This is a genomic window from Rhodanobacter glycinis, assembly GCF_006438785.1.
Taxonomy (GTDB): Bacteria; Pseudomonadota; Gammaproteobacteria; order Xanthomonadales; family Rhodanobacteraceae; genus Rhodanobacter; species Rhodanobacter glycinis_A.
The window spans coordinates 208,604-229,786 of record NZ_RCZB01000005.1 but is presented as its reverse complement, the minus strand read 5'-3'; the positions used below and the strand labels follow the sequence as shown (position 1 = coordinate 229,786).

General features: G+C 66.7%; 21 protein-coding genes. 2 read left to right on the top strand and 19 right to left on the bottom strand.

Translation table 11 applies throughout. The features are described 5' to 3' along the window. Window positions 1–54: 54 nt before the first annotated feature. From EAH75_RS16745 to EAH75_RS16725, 5 genes are all read right to left on the bottom strand, one after another. Window positions 55–1,083 carry a hypothetical protein gene (locus EAH75_RS16745; protein ID WP_140653481.1) on the bottom strand — a complete coding sequence of 343 codons (1,029 nt, stop codon included), beginning with the start codon at window positions 1,081–1,083 and terminating at the stop codon, window positions 55–57. Between the two features lie 78 nt (window positions 1,084–1,161). Continuing rightward, the gene (locus EAH75_RS16740; protein ID WP_140653479.1) at window positions 1,162–2,868 is read right to left on the bottom strand and encodes a methyl-accepting chemotaxis protein; all 1,707 of its coding nucleotides are present in this window, start codon (window positions 2,866–2,868) and stop codon (window positions 1,162–1,164) included. A gap of 166 nt (window positions 2,869–3,034) precedes the next feature. After that, complete coding sequence (locus EAH75_RS16735) at window positions 3,035–5,029, bottom strand: chemotaxis protein CheA (protein ID WP_140806284.1); 1,995 nt, start codon at window positions 5,027–5,029, stop codon at window positions 3,035–3,037. A gap of 8 nt (window positions 5,030–5,037) precedes the next feature. Continuing rightward, the gene (locus EAH75_RS16730) at window positions 5,038–5,400 is read right to left on the bottom strand and encodes a response regulator (protein ID WP_140653475.1); all 363 of its coding nucleotides are present in this window, start codon (window positions 5,398–5,400) and stop codon (window positions 5,038–5,040) included. 13 nt (window positions 5,401–5,413) lie between these two features. Next, the gene (locus tag EAH75_RS16725) at window positions 5,414–5,782 is read right to left on the bottom strand and encodes an STAS domain-containing protein (RefSeq protein WP_140806283.1); all 369 of its coding nucleotides are present in this window, start codon (window positions 5,780–5,782) and stop codon (window positions 5,414–5,416) included. Between the two features lie 233 nt (window positions 5,783–6,015). Here EAH75_RS16725 and EAH75_RS16720 point away from each other — a divergent pair, with 233 nt between their 5' ends. Together EAH75_RS16720 and EAH75_RS16715 are read left to right on the top strand one after the other, a co-directional pair. Then, window positions 6,016–7,158, top strand: a complete 1,143-nt coding sequence (locus EAH75_RS16720; protein WP_140806282.1) for a flagellar hook-length control protein FliK — start codon at window positions 6,016–6,018, stop codon at window positions 7,156–7,158. Then, complete coding sequence (locus tag EAH75_RS16715) at window positions 7,155–7,409, top strand: flagellar biosynthesis protein (RefSeq protein WP_140806281.1); 255 nt, start codon at window positions 7,155–7,157, stop codon at window positions 7,407–7,409. The genes EAH75_RS16720 and EAH75_RS16715 overlap by 4 nt, the downstream gene beginning before the upstream one ends. A gap of 41 nt (window positions 7,410–7,450) precedes the next feature. On the opposite strand, the gene EAH75_RS16710 is transcribed toward EAH75_RS16715, so the two are convergent. From EAH75_RS16710 to fliQ, 14 genes are all read right to left on the bottom strand, one after another. Continuing rightward, on the bottom strand, window positions 7,451–7,804 hold the full coding sequence (locus tag EAH75_RS16710; RefSeq protein ID WP_140653465.1) for a DUF2802 domain-containing protein: 354 nt from the start codon (window positions 7,802–7,804) through the stop codon (window positions 7,451–7,453). Beyond that, window positions 7,794–8,273, bottom strand: a complete 480-nt coding sequence (locus EAH75_RS16705; protein ID WP_140806279.1) for a chemotaxis protein CheW — start codon at window positions 8,271–8,273, stop codon at window positions 7,794–7,796. Before EAH75_RS16705 ends, EAH75_RS16710 begins: the two co-directional genes overlap by 11 nt. 37 nt (window positions 8,274–8,310) lie before the next feature. Next, complete coding sequence (gene motD / locus EAH75_RS16700; RefSeq protein ID WP_140806278.1) at window positions 8,311–9,375, bottom strand: flagellar motor protein MotD; 1,065 nt, start codon at window positions 9,373–9,375, stop codon at window positions 8,311–8,313. Then, the gene (locus tag EAH75_RS16695; protein WP_140806277.1) at window positions 9,372–10,112 is read right to left on the bottom strand and encodes a flagellar motor protein; all 741 of its coding nucleotides are present in this window, start codon (window positions 10,110–10,112) and stop codon (window positions 9,372–9,374) included. Before EAH75_RS16695 ends, motD begins: the two co-directional genes overlap by 4 nt. 5 nt (window positions 10,113–10,117) lie before the next feature. Further along, window positions 10,118–11,992: a chemotaxis protein CheA gene (locus EAH75_RS16690; RefSeq protein ID WP_140806276.1), complete on the bottom strand. Its 1,875-nt coding sequence runs from the start codon at window positions 11,990–11,992 to the stop codon at window positions 10,118–10,120. 13 nt (window positions 11,993–12,005) lie between these two features. After that, window positions 12,006–12,647 carry a protein phosphatase CheZ gene (locus EAH75_RS16685; protein ID WP_140653457.1) on the bottom strand — a complete coding sequence of 214 codons (642 nt, stop codon included), beginning with the start codon at window positions 12,645–12,647 and terminating at the stop codon, window positions 12,006–12,008. After that, the gene (locus tag EAH75_RS16680; RefSeq protein ID WP_140653456.1) at window positions 12,644–13,051 is read right to left on the bottom strand and encodes a chemotaxis response regulator CheY; all 408 of its coding nucleotides are present in this window, start codon (window positions 13,049–13,051) and stop codon (window positions 12,644–12,646) included. The genes EAH75_RS16685 and EAH75_RS16680 overlap by 4 nt, the downstream gene beginning before the upstream one ends. 75 nt (window positions 13,052–13,126) lie before the next feature. Continuing rightward, window positions 13,127–13,855 (bottom strand): RNA polymerase sigma factor FliA, encoded by a 729-nt coding sequence (locus EAH75_RS16675; RefSeq protein WP_140806275.1) that lies wholly within the window; start codon window positions 13,853–13,855, stop codon window positions 13,127–13,129. Beyond that, window positions 13,852–14,793 (bottom strand): MinD/ParA family protein, encoded by a 942-nt coding sequence (locus tag EAH75_RS16670; RefSeq protein ID WP_140806274.1) that lies wholly within the window; start codon window positions 14,791–14,793, stop codon window positions 13,852–13,854. Before EAH75_RS16670 ends, EAH75_RS16675 begins: the two co-directional genes overlap by 4 nt. A gap of 14 nt (window positions 14,794–14,807) precedes the next feature. Continuing rightward, the gene (flhF, locus tag EAH75_RS16665) at window positions 14,808–16,070 is read right to left on the bottom strand and encodes a flagellar biosynthesis protein FlhF (protein ID WP_140806272.1); all 1,263 of its coding nucleotides are present in this window, start codon (window positions 16,068–16,070) and stop codon (window positions 14,808–14,810) included. Between the two features lie 151 nt (window positions 16,071–16,221). Then, the gene (gene flhA, locus EAH75_RS16660) at window positions 16,222–18,315 is read right to left on the bottom strand and encodes a flagellar biosynthesis protein FlhA (RefSeq protein ID WP_140653452.1); all 2,094 of its coding nucleotides are present in this window, start codon (window positions 18,313–18,315) and stop codon (window positions 16,222–16,224) included. 15 nt (window positions 18,316–18,330) lie between these two features. Then, the gene (gene flhB / locus EAH75_RS16655) at window positions 18,331–19,467 is read right to left on the bottom strand and encodes a flagellar biosynthesis protein FlhB (RefSeq protein ID WP_140653451.1); all 1,137 of its coding nucleotides are present in this window, start codon (window positions 19,465–19,467) and stop codon (window positions 18,331–18,333) included. A 5-nt stretch (window positions 19,468–19,472) separates the two neighbouring features. After that, window positions 19,473–20,243: a flagellar biosynthetic protein FliR gene (gene fliR / locus EAH75_RS16650; RefSeq protein WP_140653450.1), complete on the bottom strand. Its 771-nt coding sequence runs from the start codon at window positions 20,241–20,243 to the stop codon at window positions 19,473–19,475. After that, window positions 20,240–20,509, bottom strand: coding sequence for a flagellar biosynthesis protein FliQ (fliQ, locus tag EAH75_RS16645; RefSeq protein WP_140653449.1), 270 nt, complete (start codon window positions 20,507–20,509; stop codon window positions 20,240–20,242). The genes fliR and fliQ overlap by 4 nt, the downstream gene beginning before the upstream one ends. Window positions 20,510–21,183: the final 674 nt, after the last annotated feature.

Here is a 21,183-nt window from a genome sequence, read left to right as displayed (position 1 = left end):
CTGTGTCGGCCCGTGCGGCGGGAACTTGAGCACTCGTCCAACAGTGGATATCGATCAGAACGCGAACTCGCTCCACACGCCCGCCTCGTTGCCGCTGCGCAGCTCGCGGCCCTCGCGGCGCAAGGCATTGCGCTTCATCACCAGCGCCAGTCGCAGGCGCTTGACTGGTTGCCATTGCACGCCGGCATCGGCATAGATGGTGTGCCGGGTGGGATCGCGCAGGCTGGCCGGCTGGCCATGGTCGTAGCGGGCGAACACGCTCCACTGCGCGGCCACCCGCACGCTGACCCACGCAGACCAGCTGCGCGTGCGCTCACTGTTCGTGCTGTACAGGCTGGCCCAATTGCTGGCGTAGCTGTAGCGCGTACCGATGCGCCAGATGTCGCCTGCATACGCGGCCAACAGGTCGATCCGGCGGGCGGTGTGGTACGGCGCCCGCGGCTCGTCGCCGGCAGCCAGCTGGCCGTCATAGCCACCCAGTGCCAGCAGCGTATGCGCACTGGTGTGCCAGGCCAGCAGCGCCTCCACGTCGGCTCGCCGGCCATGGGTCGGCTGCTTGTAGCCACCGCCACTGACCACGGACACGGCGTAATCCAGCCGCGGCGCCAGCACGCCTTGCAGGTGCAGGCCCCAGTCCGCTGCGCTGTCGATCTTCTGCAGCGAGGTGGCGATCGGGTCGATGTAGCGATAGCCGTACCACTGGCTGGTCAGCGCCATCATCGGCATGTCGTCAACGCCCACGCGCAGCAGCGCGGCGTTGCTGAATTTGCGCTGCAGATACGCGTGTTTCACCCACACATCCGGGTCGCGCTGGCCGCGCAACCAATTGACGTCGGTGGTGAGATGCGCCGACCACGCCGGGTCAAACGCGTAGTCCGCATCCAGGTACAACCGCTTCAGATCGGCGTCGCTGGCGTGGCTGTCCGCATGCGCCGTGCGATCGTGCTGGCGCAACTGGCTGAAGTCGGCGAACAGCTTGCCGCCGAACGTGAAATCGCCGGCACTGACCGCCGGAACGGCGGTGACCAGCGCCAGCCCACATACCAGGCTCAGGCGCCGGCTCGATGCCCACAGGGAGTTCATGAATAGTTTCCATCGGTGAAATGGCGGCGCCGCGGCGCCGCTGAAGTAGGTTTCGTGCCATGAGACAGCGGAACCGGATCAGAACTCGGTCCACGCTCCGCCTGTCGCGGCCGCGGTGCGCCGCGTCCGCGATCGGGCAACGGGCGGGCGCGACGCCGTTGCGGCGCGCGCCACGCTGGCGACGGCCACGGCCGGCGCGGGTACGTTGTCGCTGGCATGCAGATGGAAAAACGTCATCTGACTCTGCAGTTCGTTGGCCTGCTCCTGCATCGCGCGCGCTGCTGCGGAAGCCTCCTCGACCAGCGCCGCGTTCTGCTGCGTGACCTCGTCCATCTGCATCACCGCGTGGTTCACCTGGTCGATGCCGCTGGACTGCTCCTGGCTGGCCGCGGCAATCTCGGCCACGATGTCGGTGACCTTCTTCACGCTGTCGACGATGTCGGCCAGCGCCGCGCCGGATTCGTCGACCAGCGCGCTGCCGGCCTGCACCCGCGCGACGCTCTCGTTGATGAGCGCCTTGATTTCCTTCGCTGCCGCCGCGCTGCGCTGGGACAGGCTGCGCACTTCGGTGGCCACCACGGCAAAGCCGCGGCCCTGTTCACCGGCACGCGCAGCTTCCACGGCCGCATTCAGCGACAGCAGGTTGGTCTGGAACGCGATCTCGTCGATCAGCCCCACGATGTCGGCGATCTTGCGGCTCGATGCGTTGATCTCGCCCATCGCCGCTACCGCCCTTGCGGCCACCGCGCCGCCGCGTTCGGCCTGCTCGCGCGCGCCATGGGCAAGCTGGCTGGCCTCGCTGGCGTTCTCGGCGTTCTGCTTGACGGTGGAGGTCATCTGCTCCATCGACGCGGCGGTTTCCTCCAGGCTCGACGCCTGCTCCTGCGTGCGCTGGCTCAGGTCGTCGTTGCCCTTGGCGATCTGGCTTGCCGCCGTGCTGACCGCCTGCGAACCGTGCTGTACCTGGCCGACGATGCCGGTGAGACGCCCGCGCATCCGCACCAGTTCATCCAGCAGGCTGCCGCTGACGAACGTCTTGCCGCCGTCATCGCCGCTCAGGTCACCGTTGGCGATGCGCGTGGCCATCGCCACCGCAAAATCCGGCTCGCCACCGATGCTGCGGCGAATGCTGCGCATCGAAAGCCAGACCATCAGGATCACCAGCAGGCCGACCAGCCCCGCCTTGCCCAGGTTGGTCGCCAGCGAATGCTGAAACTCGGCATCGATGTCGTCGAAATACGCTCCTGCCGCGAAGTTCAGCTTCCACGGCTTGAACAGCTGTGCGTAAGTGATCTTGTCCTTGGTTCCGCCATCGGGCATTTTCTGCGTGTAGCGGATCAGGGTGTGCCCGAACTGGACATCGCCCTCCATCATCTTGCGGTAATGCGGCACGCCGTTGGCATCGGTTTCGGCGCTGATGTCCTTGCCTGCCCAGTTCGGCCGCAGCGGATGCAGGCGCATGATCAGGCTGGTGTCGAAAACGAAGATGTAGCCGGTGCCGTTGTCCCACTGCATGTCATGGATCTGCGCCAGCGCCAGACGCTGGGCCTCCGCCTCGCTGAATTCGCCGTTGGCCGCTCGCTTCTGGAAACCGCTGGCCACCGTGATGGCTGCCTCGATCTCGCTGCGCAGCGTGCGCTCCAGCCCGCTCATCTGGCGGCTGCGGCTCTCGAACGCATTCATCACGGTAAGGCTTGCGAGACCCGCGATCACCACCACGACCACCCACGCCACCCGCGCATTCAGGCTCAGGCGACTCAACGACAAACTCTTTAGGGACAACATTGCTCAACCTCAAGTGGAAAGACTCAAACAGGGGAAACGCCACGCACAGGACTGGCCCGTGTGACCACCGACAGCGGCGGTCAACGGCGCAAAGGGAAATCGGGTATTCGCGCGATGAACCCGCCATCGCTTGCGTCAATCGTCACGGCATCAGCCGACGCCGCCTTCAGGCTGCCTTGCTGCGCTGCCCCAGCCGCACCACGCCACCCACGTCGACGATCAGTGCGACCGAGCCATCACTGAGGATGGTCGCGCCGGAGATGCCCTGCACGCGCTGGTAATGCGCTTCCAGCGATTTGACGACCGCCTGCTGCTGGCCGAGCAGGTCGTCGACCAGCAGGCCCACGCGCCGGCCGTCCTCCTCGATCACCACCACGATGCCGTGTTCGATGTCGGTGACCGCATCGTTGCAGGCAAAGGCACGATGCAGGCGCATGATCGGCAGGTATTCGTCGCGGAAGTGGAACACCTCGCCGCCGCCGGCGATCCGGCGCACCGCATCGGCGCGCAGGCGCAGCGACTCGACGATCGAGGTCAGCGGCACGATGTAGCGTTCGCTGCCGACCGCCGTGACCAGGCCATCGATGATCGCCAGGGTCAATGGCAAGGTGATCGTGAACGTGCTGCCCTTGCCGGACACGCTGCGCACGCCGACGCTGCCACCCAGATCGCGCACGTTGCGGCGCACGACGTCCATGCCCACGCCGCGCCCGGAAAGATCGGTGGCCTGGGCGGCGGTGGAGAAGCCCGGCTGGAAGATCAGCTCGGCCACCTCGGCGTCGCTGAGCTCCTGCCCCGCGGCGATCAGGCCGCGCTGCTGCGCCTTGGCCACGATCGCGGCATGGTTGAGGCCCGCACCGTCGTCGCTGATCTGCACCACGATGTTGCCGCCCTCGTGGTACGCGTTGAGCTTGAGCGTGCCGGTTTCGGATTTGCCGGCGGCCTTGCGTTGCGCCGGCGACTCCAGTCCGTGGTCGATCGCGTTGCGCACCAGGTGCACCAGCGGGTCGCCGATCTTCTCCAGCACCGTCTTGTCCAGTTCGGTGTGCTCGCCATGCAGCTCCAGCTTGACCCGCTTGTCGAGCTTGCGCTCCAGGTCGTGCACCAGGCGCGGAAAGCGGTTGAACACGGAGCCGATCGGCAGCATGCGGATGCGCATGACGCTTTCCTGCAACTCGCGCGTGGTGCGTTCGAGCTGCACCAGCCCGTCGCGCAACCGACCCAGCTGGGACAGTTCGAATTTCTCGCCGATGTCGCTAAGCATCGACTGGGTAATCACCAGCTCGCCCATCATGTTGATCAGCGCGTCGACCTTGTCGATGCCCACGCGGATCGAGCTGCCCTCGCCGGACGCGGCGGCCGTCTCGCGTATCGGGCGCGGCGCGGCCGTGGCGACCGGCAACGATTCGCCCGCTGCCTGCGCCACGGGGCCGGCAACGGCCACTTCGGCCAGCGGCGCGATTGCCAGCTCGCAATCGCCATCGAGCCAGTCGAACACCGCATCGATCTCGGCACGTGCCACGGCGCCATGCAGGCGCAATTCCCAGCCCAGATAACACTGGCTCGGATCGAGCTCGGCCAGCTGCGCCGGCGCACTGTCGGTGATGAACGCGCGCACGACCTCCAGGCGACCCAGTTGCTGCAGTTCGCGGAACAGCCGCAGGGGATCGTTGCCGGTCTGCAGCAGGTGCGGCAACGCGGTGAACGCAATGTTCCACCCGCTCACCGGTGCAACCATCGACGCGGCAGCCACTACCGGCGCGGCAACCTCGCCGCTGACCAGCTGCACCAGCTCGACGCGCAGCGCCTCGCTTTCGGCGTCGGCCACCGGCTGACCCTGGCTCGACCGCTCCAGCATCGCGCGCATGCAGTCGACCGAGCATAGCAACACCTCGATCAGCCCGGCGTCCACTGCACGCCGCTCGCTGCGCACCTCTTCCAGCAGTGATTCGGCGACATGGGTGAACGCGGCCACGTCGGCGAACCCGAATGTCGCGGCGCCGCCCTTGATGGAATGCGCCGCGCGAAAGATGGTGTGCACCAGCTCGTGGTCGGTCGCGCCCGAATCCAGCGCCAGCAGCGCAGCCTCCATCGCGTCGAGCCCTTCCCGGCTTTCCTCGAAAAAGGTCTTGTGAAACTGAGTCAGGTCGACCGCACTCATGGTGTTCCTTAACCCAGCACGCGCTTGACGGTGGCCAGCAGTTGTTCCGGATCGAACGGCTTGACCAGCCAGCCGGTAGCGCCGGCGGCCTTGCCTTCCATCTTCTTCTCGGTATGCGACTCGGTGGTCAGCATCAGGATCGGCACGCCCTTGTACGCATCCATCGCGCGCAACTCGCGCACCATCGCGATGCCGTCCATCACCGGCATGTTGACGTCGGCCAGCACCAGCTCGAAGGAGCCGCCGCGCGCCGCGTCCAGCGCCAGCTGTCCGTTCTCGGCCTCGGTCACTTCATGGCCGGCGCCGCGCAGGGTGAACGCCACCATGCCGCGCATCGATGCCGAATCGTCTACCGCAAGAATCTTTGCCATGCCACCACCTCGTTCAGGCCAGCGCTGCCGCTGGCAGGTTCAATAACTGCGCCAGCCCGAGCAGGCCGGCTGCTTCGTTCAGAGCATCACTCGTGCCATGCCAGCCCAGCGTGCCGCCGCGCGTGTCCAGCTCGCGCCGGAACAACACCAGCAACTGCAGCGCGGCGGTGTCGACACGCTCCACCTGGCCGCCATCCAGCACGATGGCGCCAGCATCCAGCGCACCCAGCAACTCCGCCTTCAGGGCAGCCTGGGCCGCCATGCGGCAATCCGCCGGAAGCAGCACCCGTGCTGCATCGTCGACGCCCACCGACGCTGCAGCGGATGCCTTCGCCGGCTGTTCGTCCGTATCCTGTTGCCTCGCCGCCCGTTTGCCGGCCATGCCTCGACTCCGCTCGCGCTGTATGCGCTGACGTTGGGCTTATCGGCCAACCGGGTGATCGCTTTAGCGCTATCGTGATGCGGCCTGTCGCCGCCGGTGTCGGGCATTTGGCGCCGGTCGTCCGGCACCGTGTCGGATTCCCGCTGGGCAGATCCTCAAGTTTGTCCGCGCGCCGCCGATGACCTTCAGGACGACCCCACTGCCCAGCACCCGCGCCCGGCGCAGGAATCAACTTGAACATCCAACCGATCAGCCTTGCCGCGCTTACCTGGGCTGGTGCCGCCTCCGGCACCACCGCCCAGAGCTGGCGTATCGGTACCGTGCTGTCGGCGCGGCCACTGGGCGTGAACCCGCTGGGTCTGCTGATCTTGCAGATCGGCGCCCTGACCGTCGAGGCGGATGTCTCCAACAGCCAGCTGCCGTCGCAGTTCCAGGTGCGCGTGTTGAGCCTGGGCGCGCAACCGCAACTGGAGATACTTTCACACCCGGCCGACCCGACCTTCCAGCGTGTCCTGCGCGAACGCCTGCCGCAGCAGAACGGCTACGCGCCCTTGCTGGCCACGCTGGGCGCACTGGCCCAGCGGCCGGTCTTGCGCCAGCTGCCGCCGGAGCTGCGTACAGCGCTGGCACTGCTTGAACAATCCCTGCGCACGCCGGCGGAAATCACCCGTGGCGAAGGCCTGCGCGAGGCGATCAGCCGCAGCGGCATGTTCTTCGAATCCAAATTGCTCAGCCCGCACGGCAACACGCCGGCCCAGGCCGGCGACGACTGGAAAGGCGCGCTGTTGCGTCTGGCCGGGCTGCTCGACCGGCGCGCGGCAGCACCCCCGCCACCGAGCCGCAGCGACACCGAGCCACCGTTGCTGCAGCGAGGCCTGCAGGCACAACCGCGGCTGCCGTTGCCGCCAGTGCTTGCCGAGGACGGCATGGAGCCGCTGCTGGACCGGCTGCATGGGGACGTGAAGGCTGCGCTGGCGCGGGTGGAAGTCGCCCAGCTGGAAGCCAGCGCCAGCCAGCTGTCGGCCTGGATCATCGAGATTCCGCTGCAGGGTGATGGCGGCCGCGATGTATTGCAGGTCCAACTGGAATACATCAACGATGCAGCCGAGGGCAGCCATGGCTGGACGCTGGGTTTCGCGCTGGATCTGCCGGCACTGGGTCCGGTGCAGGGCGAATTGCAGCTGCGCGAACCGCGGCTGTCGGTGCGCTTGTGGGCCGAGCGGGCGGACACCGCCCAGCGGCTGGAACGTCAGTTCACTCCGCTGCGTCAGCGACTGGCGGCGTGTGGGGTCCTGCTCGACCAGCTGAGCTGTCAGGTCGGTCTGCCGCACTCGCCGGGCCGGCACAGCGCCGTGCTGCTGCAGGCCACTGCATGAACACGCTGCCGGCCCCCCTGCGCCGAGTCAGCCTGCGGCTGGCGAGTGGCAGCGGCGAGATCGCCGCGATGCCGCCGGAATCACTGGAAACCTTGCTGGCACGCGCGCAGGCACTGGGCGTGCCGCTGCATCACGACCCTCAGATTGCCGCCTTGCTGGCCGCGCTGCGGCTACGTGACGATGTACCGGTGTTGCTCTACGCCGCCGCCGCCTCGGTGCTGGCGGCGGTCTATGACGCGGCGGAAGAGTAGCCGGCTGGATCGGCGGCACGCGGCTCGCGCAGCGAACCGGCTTACGGGTTGACCGGATGCATCTGCAGGACCAGCTTCGCCTCGTCGCGGGACAAGCCGCAGCGGATGATCAGCTGCTCGACATCGGCACCTTCGCGCGCCAGTTGCTGGGCCAGCTCATAGGATTGCCGTGGCAGCGCTGGCTGCTGCTCGATCAGGCCCACCTGTCGTTCCAGCCGCCCCAGCGCCGTCACCAGCATCGAGGTCGGGACATCGGTGTACGCATGCGCCGCACCATGCGACAGCGCGTCGATGCGTTGCTGCAGCTGGCGTGACTGCCGCCACAGATGAAACAGCAGGGCCGATTGCGCCAGCGTCAGCAGCAGCAATACCGCTATTCCCGCTTCAAGCCACATGATCACCTTCTCCACTCAGTCGGCACAGTCGACGTACATCGAGCAACGCCACGAACCCGCCCTGCCAGGAGAGTACGCCGCTGACCGGATCGTCGCTGCGGCTGGCCCGGCCCGGAGGCGGCGGTGCGATGTCGATGCCGTCACTGCACAGCAATTCTCCGACCGCGTCCACCCGTACGCCGACCAGTTGGCCGGCATGCGCCAGCATCACGATGCGCACCATCGCCGGATCCGGCGCCGGCAGTGCCGGAAGCCCCAGCCGCTTGCAGCCGTCCAGCACCGGCACGATCCGTCCGCGCAGGTGGCGCACGCCCAGCAGGTCGGTGGCGGCGCCGGGTACGGGCGTGATGTCGCCATCGCGGATGACCTCGCTCACGTCGACCAGCGGTGCCGCATACAGCTGCGTGCCGATCCGGAACGACAGCCAGTGCTGACCGCCTTGATCAGTCGCGAAGACGAGAGCGCTCATGCGTGGATCCCACAATCAGCTGACAGGTTCATCGAAATCATCGGGTCGAGGTGGCGCGGCGGGACATGCCGACAGATGGTTCGTCTACGGCGGGCGTGGACGCCGAGCGCTCCAGTTTTCCCGTCGCGTACGGTGGCGTGGCGGTCGGTGTGACGCCGTTGTCGGCGACCGCTGGTGGTGGCACGGTGCCATGCACGCGCACGGTCGGCAGCATGTCGACCGCCGGTACCGGGGGGTTCCCCAGCGCCGCGATTTCAGCCGCACGCGCGGGATCGCTCTGCTCGCGCTTCGGTGTCGTGCGATTGCTCATCACCACCACCAGCACCCGTCGATTCTGGTTGCGGCCTTCGACCGTGGCATTGTCGGCCTTCGGCCGCACTTCGCCCCAGCCGATGATGCCAAGCCGATCCGCAACGACGCCGCTCATGGCGAACAGGCGCGCCACGCTGGCTGCGCGCGCCGCCGACAGCTCCCAGTTCGACGGGTACTGTGGAGTGTTGATCGGCACGTCGTCGGTAAAGCCTTCCACCCGCAGCGGATTGGGGAAGCCCGCCAGGATCGTTGCCAGATCGCGCAGCACCGCATTGGCCGGCGTCGACAGCTGGGCCACGCCACTGGGGAACAGGATGTCGGTGCGGATCTCGATCTCCAGCCAGTCCGGCTTGAGTCGCACGATCACCAGCTTGCGATCGATCAGCGGCTGCAACGCCTTGCGCACCTGATCCTCGATGCGCCCCAGGTTTTCCTGCGGGCTCGATGGATGGCCCGGGTCGCGCCCCTTGCCGCCGTGCATCGGCACCGGATGCGGCGGAATCGGCACGGCGATCGGCACGATCGACGAACCGGGCTGTCCGGCCGGAGCGGCTATCGACGGGTTGATGTTGTGCGGCCGGACCTTCGTCGGCGGCAACGGCGCGATCACGTGGCTGGAGCCGTTGAATGCCTCGATCAGCGATTCGGACATCACCCGGAATTTGCCTTCGTTGACCACCGAAACGGCGTACATCACCACGAAAAACGCCAGCAGCAAGGTCATCAGGTCGGCATAGGGGATCGCCCACGCCTCGTGATTGGTGTGCTCTTCATGCTTGCGCTTTCTCATTCGACGTAGCCCTGCAGGCGCGCCTCGATCTGTCGCGGATTGTCGCCCTGGGCAATCGACACCAGTCCCTCGATCAGGATTTCGCGCATCTGCGTCTGCTTGCCGATCAAGCCCTTCAGCCGCGCCGACATCGGCAGCATGAACAGGTTGGCCAGCGCCACGCCGTAGATGGTCGCCACGAAGGCCGCCGCGATGCCGTGGCCGAGCTTGCTGGGATCGGCCAGGTTCTGCATCACCGCCATCAAGCCCATCACCGCGCCGATGATGCCCAGCGTGGGCGAATAGATGCCGGCGTTCTCGTAGACCTTGGCGCCGGCCAGATCGATCGCCTCGCGCGTATCCAGATCCACTTCCAGCACGCTGCGGATGGCGTCCGGTTCGCCGCCATCGACCAGCAGCTGCAGACCCTTGCTGACGAACGGATCGGTTTCCGCCTCGATCTGCGGCTCCAGCCCGAGCAGGCCCTGCCGGCGGGAGATCTCGCTCCAGCCGACGATGCGGCTGATCAGGTCGCTGGGCAGGTGCTGCGGTGGCCGGTAGACCATCTTGATCATCGACAGCGCATGCTTGAGCACCCGGCCCTGGTTCTGCACCAGCAACGCGGCAAGCGTGCCGAAGAACACGATGACGAACGCCGCTGGATTCCACAATGCGCCGACCGTGGATCCCTTCAGCACGGTGCCGATGATGATCACCAGGAAACCCAGGATCGTGCCGATGATGCTTACCATGTCCATGGTGATCAGCCCGCCAGTTGCAACGAAGTGAACAGTTGGCCGGCGCCGCCGGCCAGGCCTGCCAGATCCATCACCAGCGCCAGCCGGCCATCGCCGGTGACGGTGGCGCCGGCGATGCCCGCTACATCGGCGAACAGGGGGCCGAGCGGCTTGACGATGACATCCTCGCGACCGAGCACCTCGTGCACCAGGCAGCCCAGTCGCTGGTGGCCGATGTGCAACACCACCACATGGCGACCCACCCCCGTGGTGGCGCCGGCCCAGCCGGCCAGATCGGCCAGCGGCAGCGCGCGACCGCGATGTTGGGCGACCAGACGGCCATCTAGCAGGCGATCCTGCCCATCGATGAGTTCAAAAACCTCTTCCACATTGCTCAGCGGCAGCGCCAGCAGGCGCGCCTCCACCCGCACCATCAGCACGCGCAGCACTGCCAGGGTCAGCGGCACGGTCAGTTCCAGTTCGCTGCCATGGCCCCAGCGGGAATGCACCTGCAAGGTGCCGCCAAGTTCGGCCACACGCGTTTTCACCACGTCCATGCCGACGCCGCGGCCGGAGATGTCGGAGACCGTCGCGGCGGTGCTGAAGCCGGGGCGGAAGATTAATTCGTAGCATTCGCTTTCGGTCAGCCGCGCGGCCTGCACTGCATCGATCACACCCTTCTCCACTGCCTTTCGGCGCAGGACCTCCGGATCCATGCCGCGGCCGTCGTCGCTTACCGAGATCACGATCCGCTCGCCGCGCTGGCTGGCCGACAGACAGATGCGACCCTTGCGCGGCTTGCCGCCGAGTTCGCGTTCGGCGGGCATTTCGACGCCGTGATCCAGCGCGTTGCGCAGCAGGTGGATCAATGGATCGGCCAATGCCTCGACCAAGCTGCGATCGAGGTCGGTGCCCTCGCCTTCCAGCACCAGCTCCACGTCCTTGCCGAGCTGGCGGGCCAGGTCGCGCACGATCCGCGGAAAGCGCTGAAACAGGCGCCCCACCGGCTGCATGCGCATGCCCATCACGGCGGTCTGCAATTCGTCGGCGATCCGATCCAGCTCACCAGCGGCGGTGACCAGCGCCTCGCTGCCGTCACGCGCAGCCAGGCTGAGCAGACGGTTGCGCACCAGCACCAGCTCGCCGGCATGGTTGACCAGCACGTCGAGCCGAGCCGTATCCACCCGCACGGTGTTTTCCACCGGCACCGCGTGACGCGCCACGGCTGCGGCCGGCGCGCTTTCCGGTGCGGACGCCATCGCTGTAGCAGGCGCCGCGACAGGTGCCGCGGCGGGCTGACCACCCTTACCGTGCAGTGCATCCAGCAACGCCTCAAACTCGTCGTCGTCGATTCCGGAACTCGCGCTGGGCGCAGCCGTCGGCACCACCGGCGCCACGGTGCCGGGTACGGCGGTGCCGTACATGCTGTCCAGCAAGGCCTCGAATTCGCTGTCGTCGATCGCGGCGCCTTCTGCCGCAGGTGCTGCCGGCGTCGGCATCACGGCGGTCACCGGCGCTGGTGCTCGCGGCAGCAGTGAGGTCAGCAGAGCAGCAGGTGGCGTGCTCAGCGGCGCATCCGCACTCACCGCGGCCATCATGTCGTTGAGCAGGTCGAGTGCTTCCAGCAACGCGTCCATATGGCCGGTGCCGAGCACCACGCTGCCGTTGCGGGCCTCGTTGAGCAGATCTTCGGCGTGGTGGCACAGCACGACCATGGTGTCCAGCGCCAGGAAGCCGGCGCCGCCCTTGACGGTGTGGAATGCGCGGAACACGGCATTCAGCAGCTCGCTGTCGCCCGGTGCCGTTTCCAGCCCGACCAATTGCTCGCCGAGCCGCCGCAGCAGCTCGCCGGCCTCGACCAAAAAATCCTGGCGCAGCTCCAGATCGAATTCCGCATTCATCGCGGGCCTGCCTTCAAAACCCGAATTCGCTGAGCAGGCGGTCGGCGTCATCCTGGCTGGACACCTTTTCCACACTGGCCGGCGCCTCGCTGCCGGCCAGCGCGCCGGTCAGCCGCACCAGCTCCAGCAGCGACGATTCGACCGTGCCGATGAAGCTGGCGACCTTCTTGATGCGCTGGCCGGTGAGGTCTTGCCACGATTGCGCCAGCACCATGTCGGCGAGGCCGTCGCGGCAGTTGCCGGCGAACTCCACGGCTTCGCGCGCCAGCACGGCGGCGGCGTCGTTGCCGTTGGTCCACTCCAGAACTTCGCCCGCGTTGTGCGCCAGCGATTCGGCCTGAGGCCGCATGCGTTCGGCGAAATCGAGACTGCGGTGGGCAGCTTGCGCGCTCATTTCCAGCGCGTCCTGCAGATGCTGGCGCGCGTCGGCGACACTACCTGGCAAACCGTCCTGCGCCAGGTCTCCACCCAGCCGGCGCACGGCGTTGTGCAGGTCGCGCGCGAGCTGGCCGAGGGCGCGGAACAGGCGCTGCTCGCGCTGGCGCACCATCACATCCAGCGCCTGTTCGAACGCAAGGCCATCGGGGCTGTTCAGCAGATCGCGCAGTTCGGCAGGCAGCGTATCGTCGATGGCGAGGGGCGAAATGACGTTCATGCGCTGGCTCCGCTGGCGGCGATCCGCTCGAAGATCTTGGTGAGCTTTTCCTTGAGGGTGATCGCGGTGAACGGCTTGACGATGTAGCCGTTCACGCCGGCCTGCGCCGCCGCGATGATCTGGTCGCGGTTGTTCTCGGCCGTGACCATCAATACCGGCAAGCCTTTCAGAGGGCCTTCCGCACGGATCGCGCGCAGCAGGTCGATGCCCGTCATGTTGGGCATGTTCCAGTCGGTCACCACCAGGTCGAATGGCAGGCTGCGCAGCATCGCGATCGCGCTCTCGCCATCGTCGGCCTCCTGGATCAGCGGGTTGCTGAAACCCAGCTCGACCAGCAGGTTGCGAACGATTCGCCGCATGGTGGAAAAGTCATCCACCACCAGGATTTTCATGTTCTTGTCCAAACGCTCTCTCCACATGCAATTCAGGCCACTGCGCGGCCTCGGGATTTCTTTCCGGAATTTCTGGATGCCGCTCGATCAACCACGCCAGCCGGTGAGCCTTGAACGCAGCCGTATGACTGCCTGGCCATGGATCTGGCACACGCGCGACTCGCTCACTCCCAGCACGGCGCCGATCTCCTTCAGGTTCAACTCCTGCTCGTAGTACAACGACATCACCAACTGCTCACGCTCCGGCAGACCGCCGATCGCCTCGGCTAAGGCATCGCGCATGCCGTCGCGCTCGATGTTCTCGTGAGGGCTCAGGCCGCTTTCGTCGACCACGTCGAGCACCCCACTCTCCTCGTTGTCGTCCGAGGCGGTCAGGCTGAGCAGGCGCACGCAGGACGCATCGGCGAGTACCTGGTGATACTCCTCCGCGCTGATCCCGAGCCGCCGCATGACTTCTGCGTCATCCGCCTCGGCACCGGTCTCGGTCTCGATCTGGCGGATCACCTCGGCCACTTCGCGGGTCTTGCGATGCACCGAACGCGGGGTCCAGTCGGTGCGGCGCAATTCGTCCAGCATCGCGCCACGAATGCGGATGCCCGCATACGTCTCGAAGCTGGCCCCCCGGTCGAGGGCAAAGTGGCGCGATGCTTCCAGCAAACCGATCATTCCCGCCTGGATCAGATCACCCACGTCGACGCTGGCCGGCAATCGCCCCATCAGGTGATAGGCGATCCGCCGGACCAGCGGCGCGTGCCGACGTACCAGTTCGTCGGCACTTTCGCGGGAAAGTTGCAGATATTCCGAAGCCACACTCATCTCGGGACCCCATCGGCCGGTACGGTCCGGCCACCAAAGAAGGCGATCCGGTCGAGACCTGCGCGGTCGGGTTCCGCCCATTTATCGACCACACCAGCCATTTTCTTGAATGCCAGCGCCGATTGGCTCGATGGCCACAGGTCGACGACTGCGCACTGCCTGCGGATGGCCTGGCGCAGACGTTCGTCGTGCGGCACCCATCCACTGAAATCGATCACCACGTCGAGGAAGCGGTCGCTGACCCGCGCAAGCTTCTGGTGCAGCGCTCGCGCGTCGCCCTCGTTGCGCACCATGTTGGCGACCATGCGTACACGACGCACGCCGAAATCGCGGCTGAGCACCTTGGTCAGTCCGTACGCATCGGTCAGCGAGGCGGGTTCGTCACACACCACCAGGATCACTTCGGAAGCGGCGGCGGCAAACATCGTCACGTTGTCGGACAGCCCGGCAGCGGTGTCCACCAGCAGGAATTCCGGCGGCCGCGCCAGTTCATCGAACGCGCGGATGATCGCCGCGTGCTCGCCGTTGTCCAGCTGCGCCAGCCGGCGCGTGCCGGAGCCGGCGGGCACCACCTGCAGGCCGCGCGGCGCCGGCAGCAGCAGTTCTTCCAGCGTGCAGTTGCCATCGAGCAGGTGCCCGATGTGGCGCGACGGCGTGAGGCCCAGCATCACGTCGACATTGGCCAGCCCCATGTCGGCATCCAGCAGCATCACGTCGCGCCCAGCCATTGATAACGACATGCCGAGGTTCACCGCCACGGTGCTCTTGCCGACGCCGCCCTTGCCACCGGCCACGGCAATCGCGCGGCAATGCCGGCGCGCGGCCGGTGCGGCAGTCAGCAGGCTGCTGGCCTGGTGGTCGCTGGTCACGGCCGACGGGGGCGTAGCGCGGCCGACCATGTTCGACAACATGTGCATCAGCCCCGAGGCTTGATCCATTGCAAGTACTCCGCTCATGCGCTGGCCACGGCAAGGCCGAAGCGTTCGGCCATCAGCCCATCGTCGGGCACATGGCTCTTCAGCGACTGCGCGGCGCGGCAAACCAGCACGCGCGCATCCGCCGTGGCGATGTCCTCGGGCACGCGCTGGCCGTCGGTGGTGTAGTCAAGTGGCAACCGGTGACGGATCAGCACCGATAGCGCGCCACCGAGGTTCGGCGCCTCGTCGAGCTTGGTCAGGATGCAGGCATGCGGTTTCAGCGGCAGATAGGCGCGCACCGCATCGTCCAGCGATTGCGATTGCGCATTGGCCGCCAGCACCAGGCAGGCGCGCAGGTCGCTGGCGTCGGCCAGAATTTCCAGTTGCTGGTTCAGTCGCGGATCGCTGCCCGCCACGCCGGCGGTGTCGATCAGCACGGTGTGACGGCTGCGCAGCATCTCCAGCACCTTGCGCAGGCTTTCCGCGTCGTAGGCCGGATAGACGCGCACGCCGAGCAGGCGTCCGTAATGTTCCAGCTGGGCGGCGGCGCCGATGCGGTAATGATCGGTGCTCACCAGCGCCACCTGGTCGGCGCCGTGACGCATCACCGCGCGCGCCGCCAGCTTGGCGATGGTGGTGGTCTTGCCCACGCCGGTGGGACCCACCAGCGCGGTGACGCCGCGATCGTCGCCGGACAAGCCGCGCCCGCTTACCGCCAGATGGCGGCTGAGCATGCCCAGCGGCAGGTAACGTGCCTGCTCGGCGTTGATCTGGTCGGGCAGTTCGTCCACCAGCGCGCGCGCCACATCCGCCTCGATGCCCAGGCGGGTCATCTCGCGAAGCACGCGCGCACGCAACGGCTGGCGGCGCTCCAGGTCATTCCAGGCCAGGCTCGACAGCTGCATCTCCAGCATCTCGCGCATGCTGCCCAGTTCGCTGCGCAGCTGTGCGGTGTCTTGTGCAGCCTGCTCCATCAGCGGCCGCATGCCCGGCGGTTCGACCGCCACCGCGACGGGCGCGGCTGACCTGCGCGGCGTGCGCACGATGGGTTCGGCTGCCGCGACGTGAAGCTTCGGCGGCGCCACGTCGTCTTTGTCGACCGGCAGCGTCTCCGCGGCCGGTGCACCGTGGCGGGACGCCTCGCGCATCAGTGCTTCGTCATAGTCGATGGCGGCGATGACCTCGATGCCGTCCTCCATGCGCCGGGTGGACAGGATCACCGCTTCGGGTCCCTGCTCCTCGCGTACTTCGCGCATCGCCTGACGCATGTCGGCGGCCACGAATCGTTTGATCTTCATGTCGGGTTGCTCCACGCCAAATTGCTCCACGCCAGATTGCTCCACACCGGATTGCTCACGCGGATCGCGACGCGGGTGCGGCGGGAAAGCCGCCGAGCAGGAGTTCCGGTTGCACGTTGCTGCCTGACCATCGCCATCTCATCCATCCTGTTCATCGCCCCAGCGCCTGTACCAAACGCACGCGGCGGTTGTCGGGCACTTCGTTGTAAGCGAGTACGTGCAGGTTCTGTGCCACGTGACGAGTGAACCGCGCGAGCCATGGCCGCAACAGCGGCGCGACCAGCAAGACCGCGGGTTCCCCACTCAATTCCTGCCGTCGCGCTGCTTCGGCCACGCTCTGTTGCAGGCGGTCGGCCAGGCCCGGTTCCACCGCGGCGCCAGCCACTCCGCCGCCGCTGGCGAGCGAGCCGAGCAGGATCTGTTCGAGCTCCGGCGCCAGCGTGATCACCGGCACTTCGGTGCCCAGTCCGGTGATCTCCTGCAGGATCTGCCGGCCCAGCGCCACACGCACGGCGGCGGTCAGAACGCCGGGATCCTGACTCTGCCCGGCGTGCTCCGCCAAGGATTCGACGATGCTGCGCATGTTGCGGATCGGCACGCGCTCGGCCAGCAGGTTCTGCAGCACCTTGACCACCACGCCCAGCGACAGCCGCTTGGGCACCAGGTCCTCGACCAGCTTCGGCGCCGTGGCGGTAAGCCGGTCCAGCAGCTGCTGCACGTCCTGGTGGCTGAGCAGCTCGTGCGCGTGACCCTGCAGGATGTGCGACAGATGGGTGGCGATCACCGTGGCCGGATCGACTACGGTGTAGCCATAACTCTGCGCCAGCTCGCGCTGGCCCACCTCGATCCACACCGCTTCCAGACCGAACGCCGGGTCCTGCGTGGCGATGCCCTGCAAGGTGCCGTGCACCTGGCCCGGATTGATCGCCATCAGGCGCTCGTTGTGCACGTCGGCCTCGCCCATCGGCACGCCCATCAGGGTGATCCGGTAGGTGTTCGGGCCGAGGTCCAGGTTGTCGCGGATATGCACCGCCGGCACCAGAAAGCCGAGCTCCTGCGACAGCTTGCGGCGCACCGACTTGATCCGCCCCATCAGCTCGCCGCCCTGATGCACGTCGACCAGCGGAATTAGCCGGTAGCCCACTTCCAGTCCCAGTGGATCGACGCTGGCGACATCCTCCCAGCCCAGCTCCAGCCGCTCGGTCGGCGTGGTGGGCGCGGGTGCCTCGGCAATCGACTCGGCCAGCTTGGTGCGGGTATCGCGCTCGCGCTTGAGCAGCATCCATGCCGCGCCGGCGCAGGCCGCGCCGAGCAGCAGGAACGCCACGTTCGGCATGCCCGGGATCACGCCCATCACGATCAGCACCACCGCCGCCACGCCGAGCGCGCGCGGCTGGCCGAACACCTGGCCGATCACCTGCTTGCCCATGTCCTGCGATTTCGACACGCGGGTGACAATGATCGCCGCCGCCACCGACAGCATCAGCGCCGGCACTTGCGCGACCAGGCCGTCGCCGATGGTCAGCAGGGTGTAGGTCTTGGCCGATTCGCCCGCCGAGAGGCCATGCTGGAACACACCGACAAAGAAGCCGCCGACGATGTTGATGATCAGGATCAGGATGCCGGCGGTGGCGTCGCCGCGCACGAATTTCGAGGCGCCGTCCATCGAGCCGTAGAAGTCCGCCTCCTCGCGCACTTCCTGGCGCCGCTCGCGCGCCTGCTCCTGGGTCAGCAGGCCGGCGTTGAGATCGGCGTCGATCGCCATCTGCTTGCCGGGCATCGCATCGAGGGTGAACCGTGCGGTCACCTCGGACACGCGCGTGGCGCCCTTGGTGATCACCACGAAGTTGATAATGGTGATGATCGCGAACACCACCAGGCCGACCGCAAAATTGCCGCCGATGACGAACTCGCCGAACGCCTCGATCACCTTGCCGGCGGCACCGGGGCCGTCGTGCCCGTGCAACAGCACCACGCGGGTGGAGGCGATGTTCAGCGCCAGCCGCAGCAGGGTGGCCATCAGCACCACGGTGGGGAACGCGGCGAACTCCAGCGGGCGCATCACGTAGACCACCGCCAGCAGGATCACCAGCGACAGCGCGATGTTGAAGCTGAACAGCATGTCGAGCAGGAACGGCGGCAGCGGCAACATCAGCATCGCCAGCATCACCAGCAGCATCACCGGAGCGCCAACACCACGTCGCGCCAGGTGCTTGAAATTGCCTAGTACGTCTGCACCCGTCATGGATTTGACTCGTCGTTATTCGCGGTAAGGCCCCATCAGGTCGGGATCGACCTCAGGGGTTGGCGCTGCCGGTGGTGTCTCGCCCTGCGCCGCGGCTTGCTTCAGCTGGTAGACGTAGGCCAGGACCTGGGCCACCGCCACATACAGCGCGGCGGGGATTTCGCGACCCAGTTCAGTGGTTGCATACAAGGCGCGTGCCAACGGCGGCGACTCGACCATCGGGATGCGATGACTGCCTGCCACCAGGCGAATCTGCTGGGCCAGCACGTCGACGCCCTTGGCGATCACGCGTGGCGCACCCATGCGGCCGTCGTCATAACGCAGCGCCACGGCGAAGTGGGTGGGGTTGACCACCACCACGTCGGCCTTGGGCAGTTCCTCCATCATGCGGCGGCGCGCCTGCGCCTGCTGCACCTGGCGGATGCGTCCCTTCATCTCGGGGTTGCCCTCGCTCTCCTTCATCTCGTCCTTGATTTCCTGCTTGGCCATGCGCAGGTTCTTGGCATGATCGAATTTCTGGTAGAGGGCATCGATACCGCCGATCAGTGCCAGCATCGAACCGAACCACAACGCCGCACGGCCAAGCAGGCCGATCGACTGCGCGATGCCTGCCACCACCGAGCCACGGCCGGTGGCCTGCAGTTCGTCCTGCCAGTGGTGCAGCAGCATGCCCAGCACCGCACCGATGAACAGCAACTTCAGCAGCGCCTTGCCCAGTTCGACCAGGCCGCGCAGCGCGAAGATCCGGCCCAGTCCCTTGATCGGATCGAGCCGCTCGAACTTCGGCTGTAATGCCTGCGCGCTGAAATTCAGCCCGCCCAGCAACAGCGGTGCGGCCAGCGTGGCCAGCATGGTGGCCACCGCCACCGGTGCGAACAGACTCAGTGCCTCGCTCATCGCCGCATGCAAGGTGCGGCCAGGCAAGGCGTCGGAGAACAGCGCCTCGCGCGAATAACCAAGGCCCAGCGCAAAGATGCGCCGGGCATGCAGGAAAGCGCTCTCGCCGCTGTTCATCAGCGCCGCCACGCCGGCCAGCACCACGATCGCACCAGACAGGTCGCGCGAGCGCGGAACCTCGCCCTTCTCGCGCGATTCGCGCAGCTTTTTTTCGGTAGGTTCTTCGGTTTTTTCCTGGTCGCTGTCGTCCGACATCGGCGTCAGCTCCCCAGCAGGTTGCGCATCATCGACCAGGCGTCATTCTGCAGTGCCTCGAACGCGCCCGGAAGGCTGCGCAGCGCCAGCCAAAGTGCGATGAAGCCCAACGAGACGGTGATCGGAAAACCGACGGCAAAAAGATTCATCGACGGTGCCGCACGGCTGATCGCGGCAAAGCCGATGTTCACCACCAGCAACGACGTCATCGCCGGCAGCGCGACCCGTACCGCGCCGGAGAACAGCTCCCCGCCGAAACCGACCACGGCATGCAGCGCGTTTGCATTGATCGCCGGCATGCCCGGCGGCAGGCTGTGGAAACTGTCAGCGAGCAGCGCGATCAGACGCAAATGGCCGTCCATCGCGATGAACAGCAGCGTCACCAGCAGCAAGTAGAACTGGCTCAGCACGGTCGAGCTGCCGCCGGCCTGCGGGTTGACCACTTCGGCAAAGCCAAGGCTCATGCTCTGCGCCACCAGCTCGCCGCCAAAGGACACCGCCTCGAACACCAGCTTCAACACGAACCCCACCGCGGCACCGACCAGCACCTGCCCCGCCATGGTCGCCACGCCGTCACCGCTCAACGGGTCGATCGTCGCCGGCGCCAGCGGTGCTAGCACCAGGGTCAGCACCACCACCAGGCCAATGCGGATGCGCACCGAGATCACCGTGGCGCTGAACACCGGTGCCACCAGGCACAAGCCGGTCACCCGACCCATCGCCCAGAACAGGCTGCCCAGCCACATCGGCAACTGCGCCAGATCCAGCGCTGTCATCTGACCGCACCGGGCAGGCTCTCGATCAACTGAGTGGTGTACTGCACCAGCAGCCGCAACATCCACGGCCCGGTGATCAACGCCACCAGCGCCATCGCGATCAGTTTCGGGATGAAGCTCAGGGTCATCTCGTTGATCTGCGTGGCCGCCTGGATCACGCCCACCAGCAGGCCGACGGCCAGCGCGGTCAGCAGCAGCGGCGCAGCCACCAGCATCGCCACGTACAGCGCGTGCTGGCCGATTTCCATGATGGATTCGGGGGTCATGGGATTGGTCCTGCGACTGGGAGCTTCAGAGCGAAGAGCTTTCGTCCTCCTTCGGAGGGCGAGTCACTTTTCTCTGGGTGGCCAGAGAAAAGTAACCAAAAGAGAGGCCACCCCGATGGCGCGCCCTGCGGGCATCCTGCCCTCCGGGTGCGCGGGCGAGCTACGGGGTTTTTCGACAGCACATCCTGTGCTGGCGAAAAACTGGCCGGCATCCTTGCCGGCCACCCTGCGGGCTTTCCTACGCTCACCCGCCGCGCCATAGGGGCCCCGGGTAGAGCGGCGCGCTCCCGGCGCGCACTCTTCAGAAGAGCCAGATCAACAGCAAAACAGGAGCAGAACCGTGCTTCGTAGCTGTTGCTGGTTTTGTTGCTGGTTTTGTTGCTGTTTTTGTCGCTGCTGTTGTTGTTGCTGTTGCTCCTGAGCTTTTCAGCCTTCCACTGAGTGCGGGCCAGGAAGGCCCGCTGCTCTACCGGGGCCCCTGTGCGGCGGTGAGGCGGGGTCGACAGGCCGCGTAGCGGGAATCGACAGGGATGTCGATTCCTTTTCGCCAGGGCAGGATGCCCTGTCGAAAAGCCCGGCCCCGACTCACGGACTTGCCGGGCAGGATGCCCGGCAAGCGCCAAGCGGGGTGGCCTTTCTCTTTGGTTACTTTCTCTTTGGCCACGCAAAGAGAA

Excerpts from the sequence above, each read along its gene's own strand:
- EAH75_RS16745 (WP_140653481.1), bottom strand. The coding sequence starts at position 1,083 with ATGAACTCCCTGTGGGCATCGAGCCGGCGCCTGAGCCTGGTATGTGGG.
- EAH75_RS16740 (WP_140653479.1), bottom strand. The coding sequence starts at position 2,868 with ATGTTGTCCCTAAAGAGTTTGTCGTTGAGTCGCCTGAGCCTGAATGCG.
- EAH75_RS16735 (WP_140806284.1), bottom strand. The coding sequence starts at position 5,029 with ATGAGTGCGGTCGACCTGACTCAGTTTCACAAGACCTTTTTCGAGGAA.
- EAH75_RS16730 (WP_140653475.1), bottom strand. The coding sequence starts at position 5,400 with ATGGCAAAGATTCTTGCGGTAGACGATTCGGCATCGATGCGCGGCATG.
- EAH75_RS16725 (WP_140806283.1), bottom strand. The coding sequence starts at position 5,782 with ATGGCCGGCAAACGGGCGGCGAGGCAACAGGATACGGACGAACAGCCG.
- EAH75_RS16715 (WP_140806281.1), top strand. The coding sequence starts at position 7,155 with ATGAACACGCTGCCGGCCCCCCTGCGCCGAGTCAGCCTGCGGCTGGCG.
- EAH75_RS16710 (WP_140653465.1), bottom strand. The coding sequence starts at position 7,804 with ATGTGGCTTGAAGCGGGAATAGCGGTATTGCTGCTGCTGACGCTGGCG.
- EAH75_RS16705 (WP_140806279.1), bottom strand. The coding sequence starts at position 8,273 with ATGAGCGCTCTCGTCTTCGCGACTGATCAAGGCGGTCAGCACTGGCTG.
- motD (WP_140806278.1), bottom strand. The coding sequence starts at position 9,375 with ATGAGAAAGCGCAAGCATGAAGAGCACACCAATCACGAGGCGTGGGCG.
- EAH75_RS16695 (WP_140806277.1), bottom strand. The coding sequence starts at position 10,112 with ATGGACATGGTAAGCATCATCGGCACGATCCTGGGTTTCCTGGTGATC.
- EAH75_RS16690 (WP_140806276.1), bottom strand. The coding sequence starts at position 11,992 with ATGAATGCGGAATTCGATCTGGAGCTGCGCCAGGATTTTTTGGTCGAG.
- EAH75_RS16685 (WP_140653457.1), bottom strand. The coding sequence starts at position 12,647 with ATGAACGTCATTTCGCCCCTCGCCATCGACGATACGCTGCCTGCCGAA.
- EAH75_RS16675 (WP_140806275.1), bottom strand. The coding sequence starts at position 13,855 with ATGAGTGTGGCTTCGGAATATCTGCAACTTTCCCGCGAAAGTGCCGAC.
- EAH75_RS16670 (WP_140806274.1), bottom strand. The coding sequence starts at position 14,793 with ATGGATCAAGCCTCGGGGCTGATGCACATGTTGTCGAACATGGTCGGC.
- flhF (WP_140806272.1), bottom strand. The coding sequence starts at position 16,070 with ATGAAGATCAAACGATTCGTGGCCGCCGACATGCGTCAGGCGATGCGC.
- flhA (WP_140653452.1), bottom strand. The coding sequence starts at position 18,315 with ATGACGGGTGCAGACGTACTAGGCAATTTCAAGCACCTGGCGCGACGT.
- flhB (WP_140653451.1), bottom strand. The coding sequence starts at position 19,467 with ATGTCGGACGACAGCGACCAGGAAAAAACCGAAGAACCTACCGAAAAA.
- fliR (WP_140653450.1), bottom strand. The coding sequence starts at position 20,243 with ATGACAGCGCTGGATCTGGCGCAGTTGCCGATGTGGCTGGGCAGCCTG.
- fliQ (WP_140653449.1), bottom strand. The coding sequence starts at position 20,509 with ATGACCCCCGAATCCATCATGGAAATCGGCCAGCACGCGCTGTACGTG.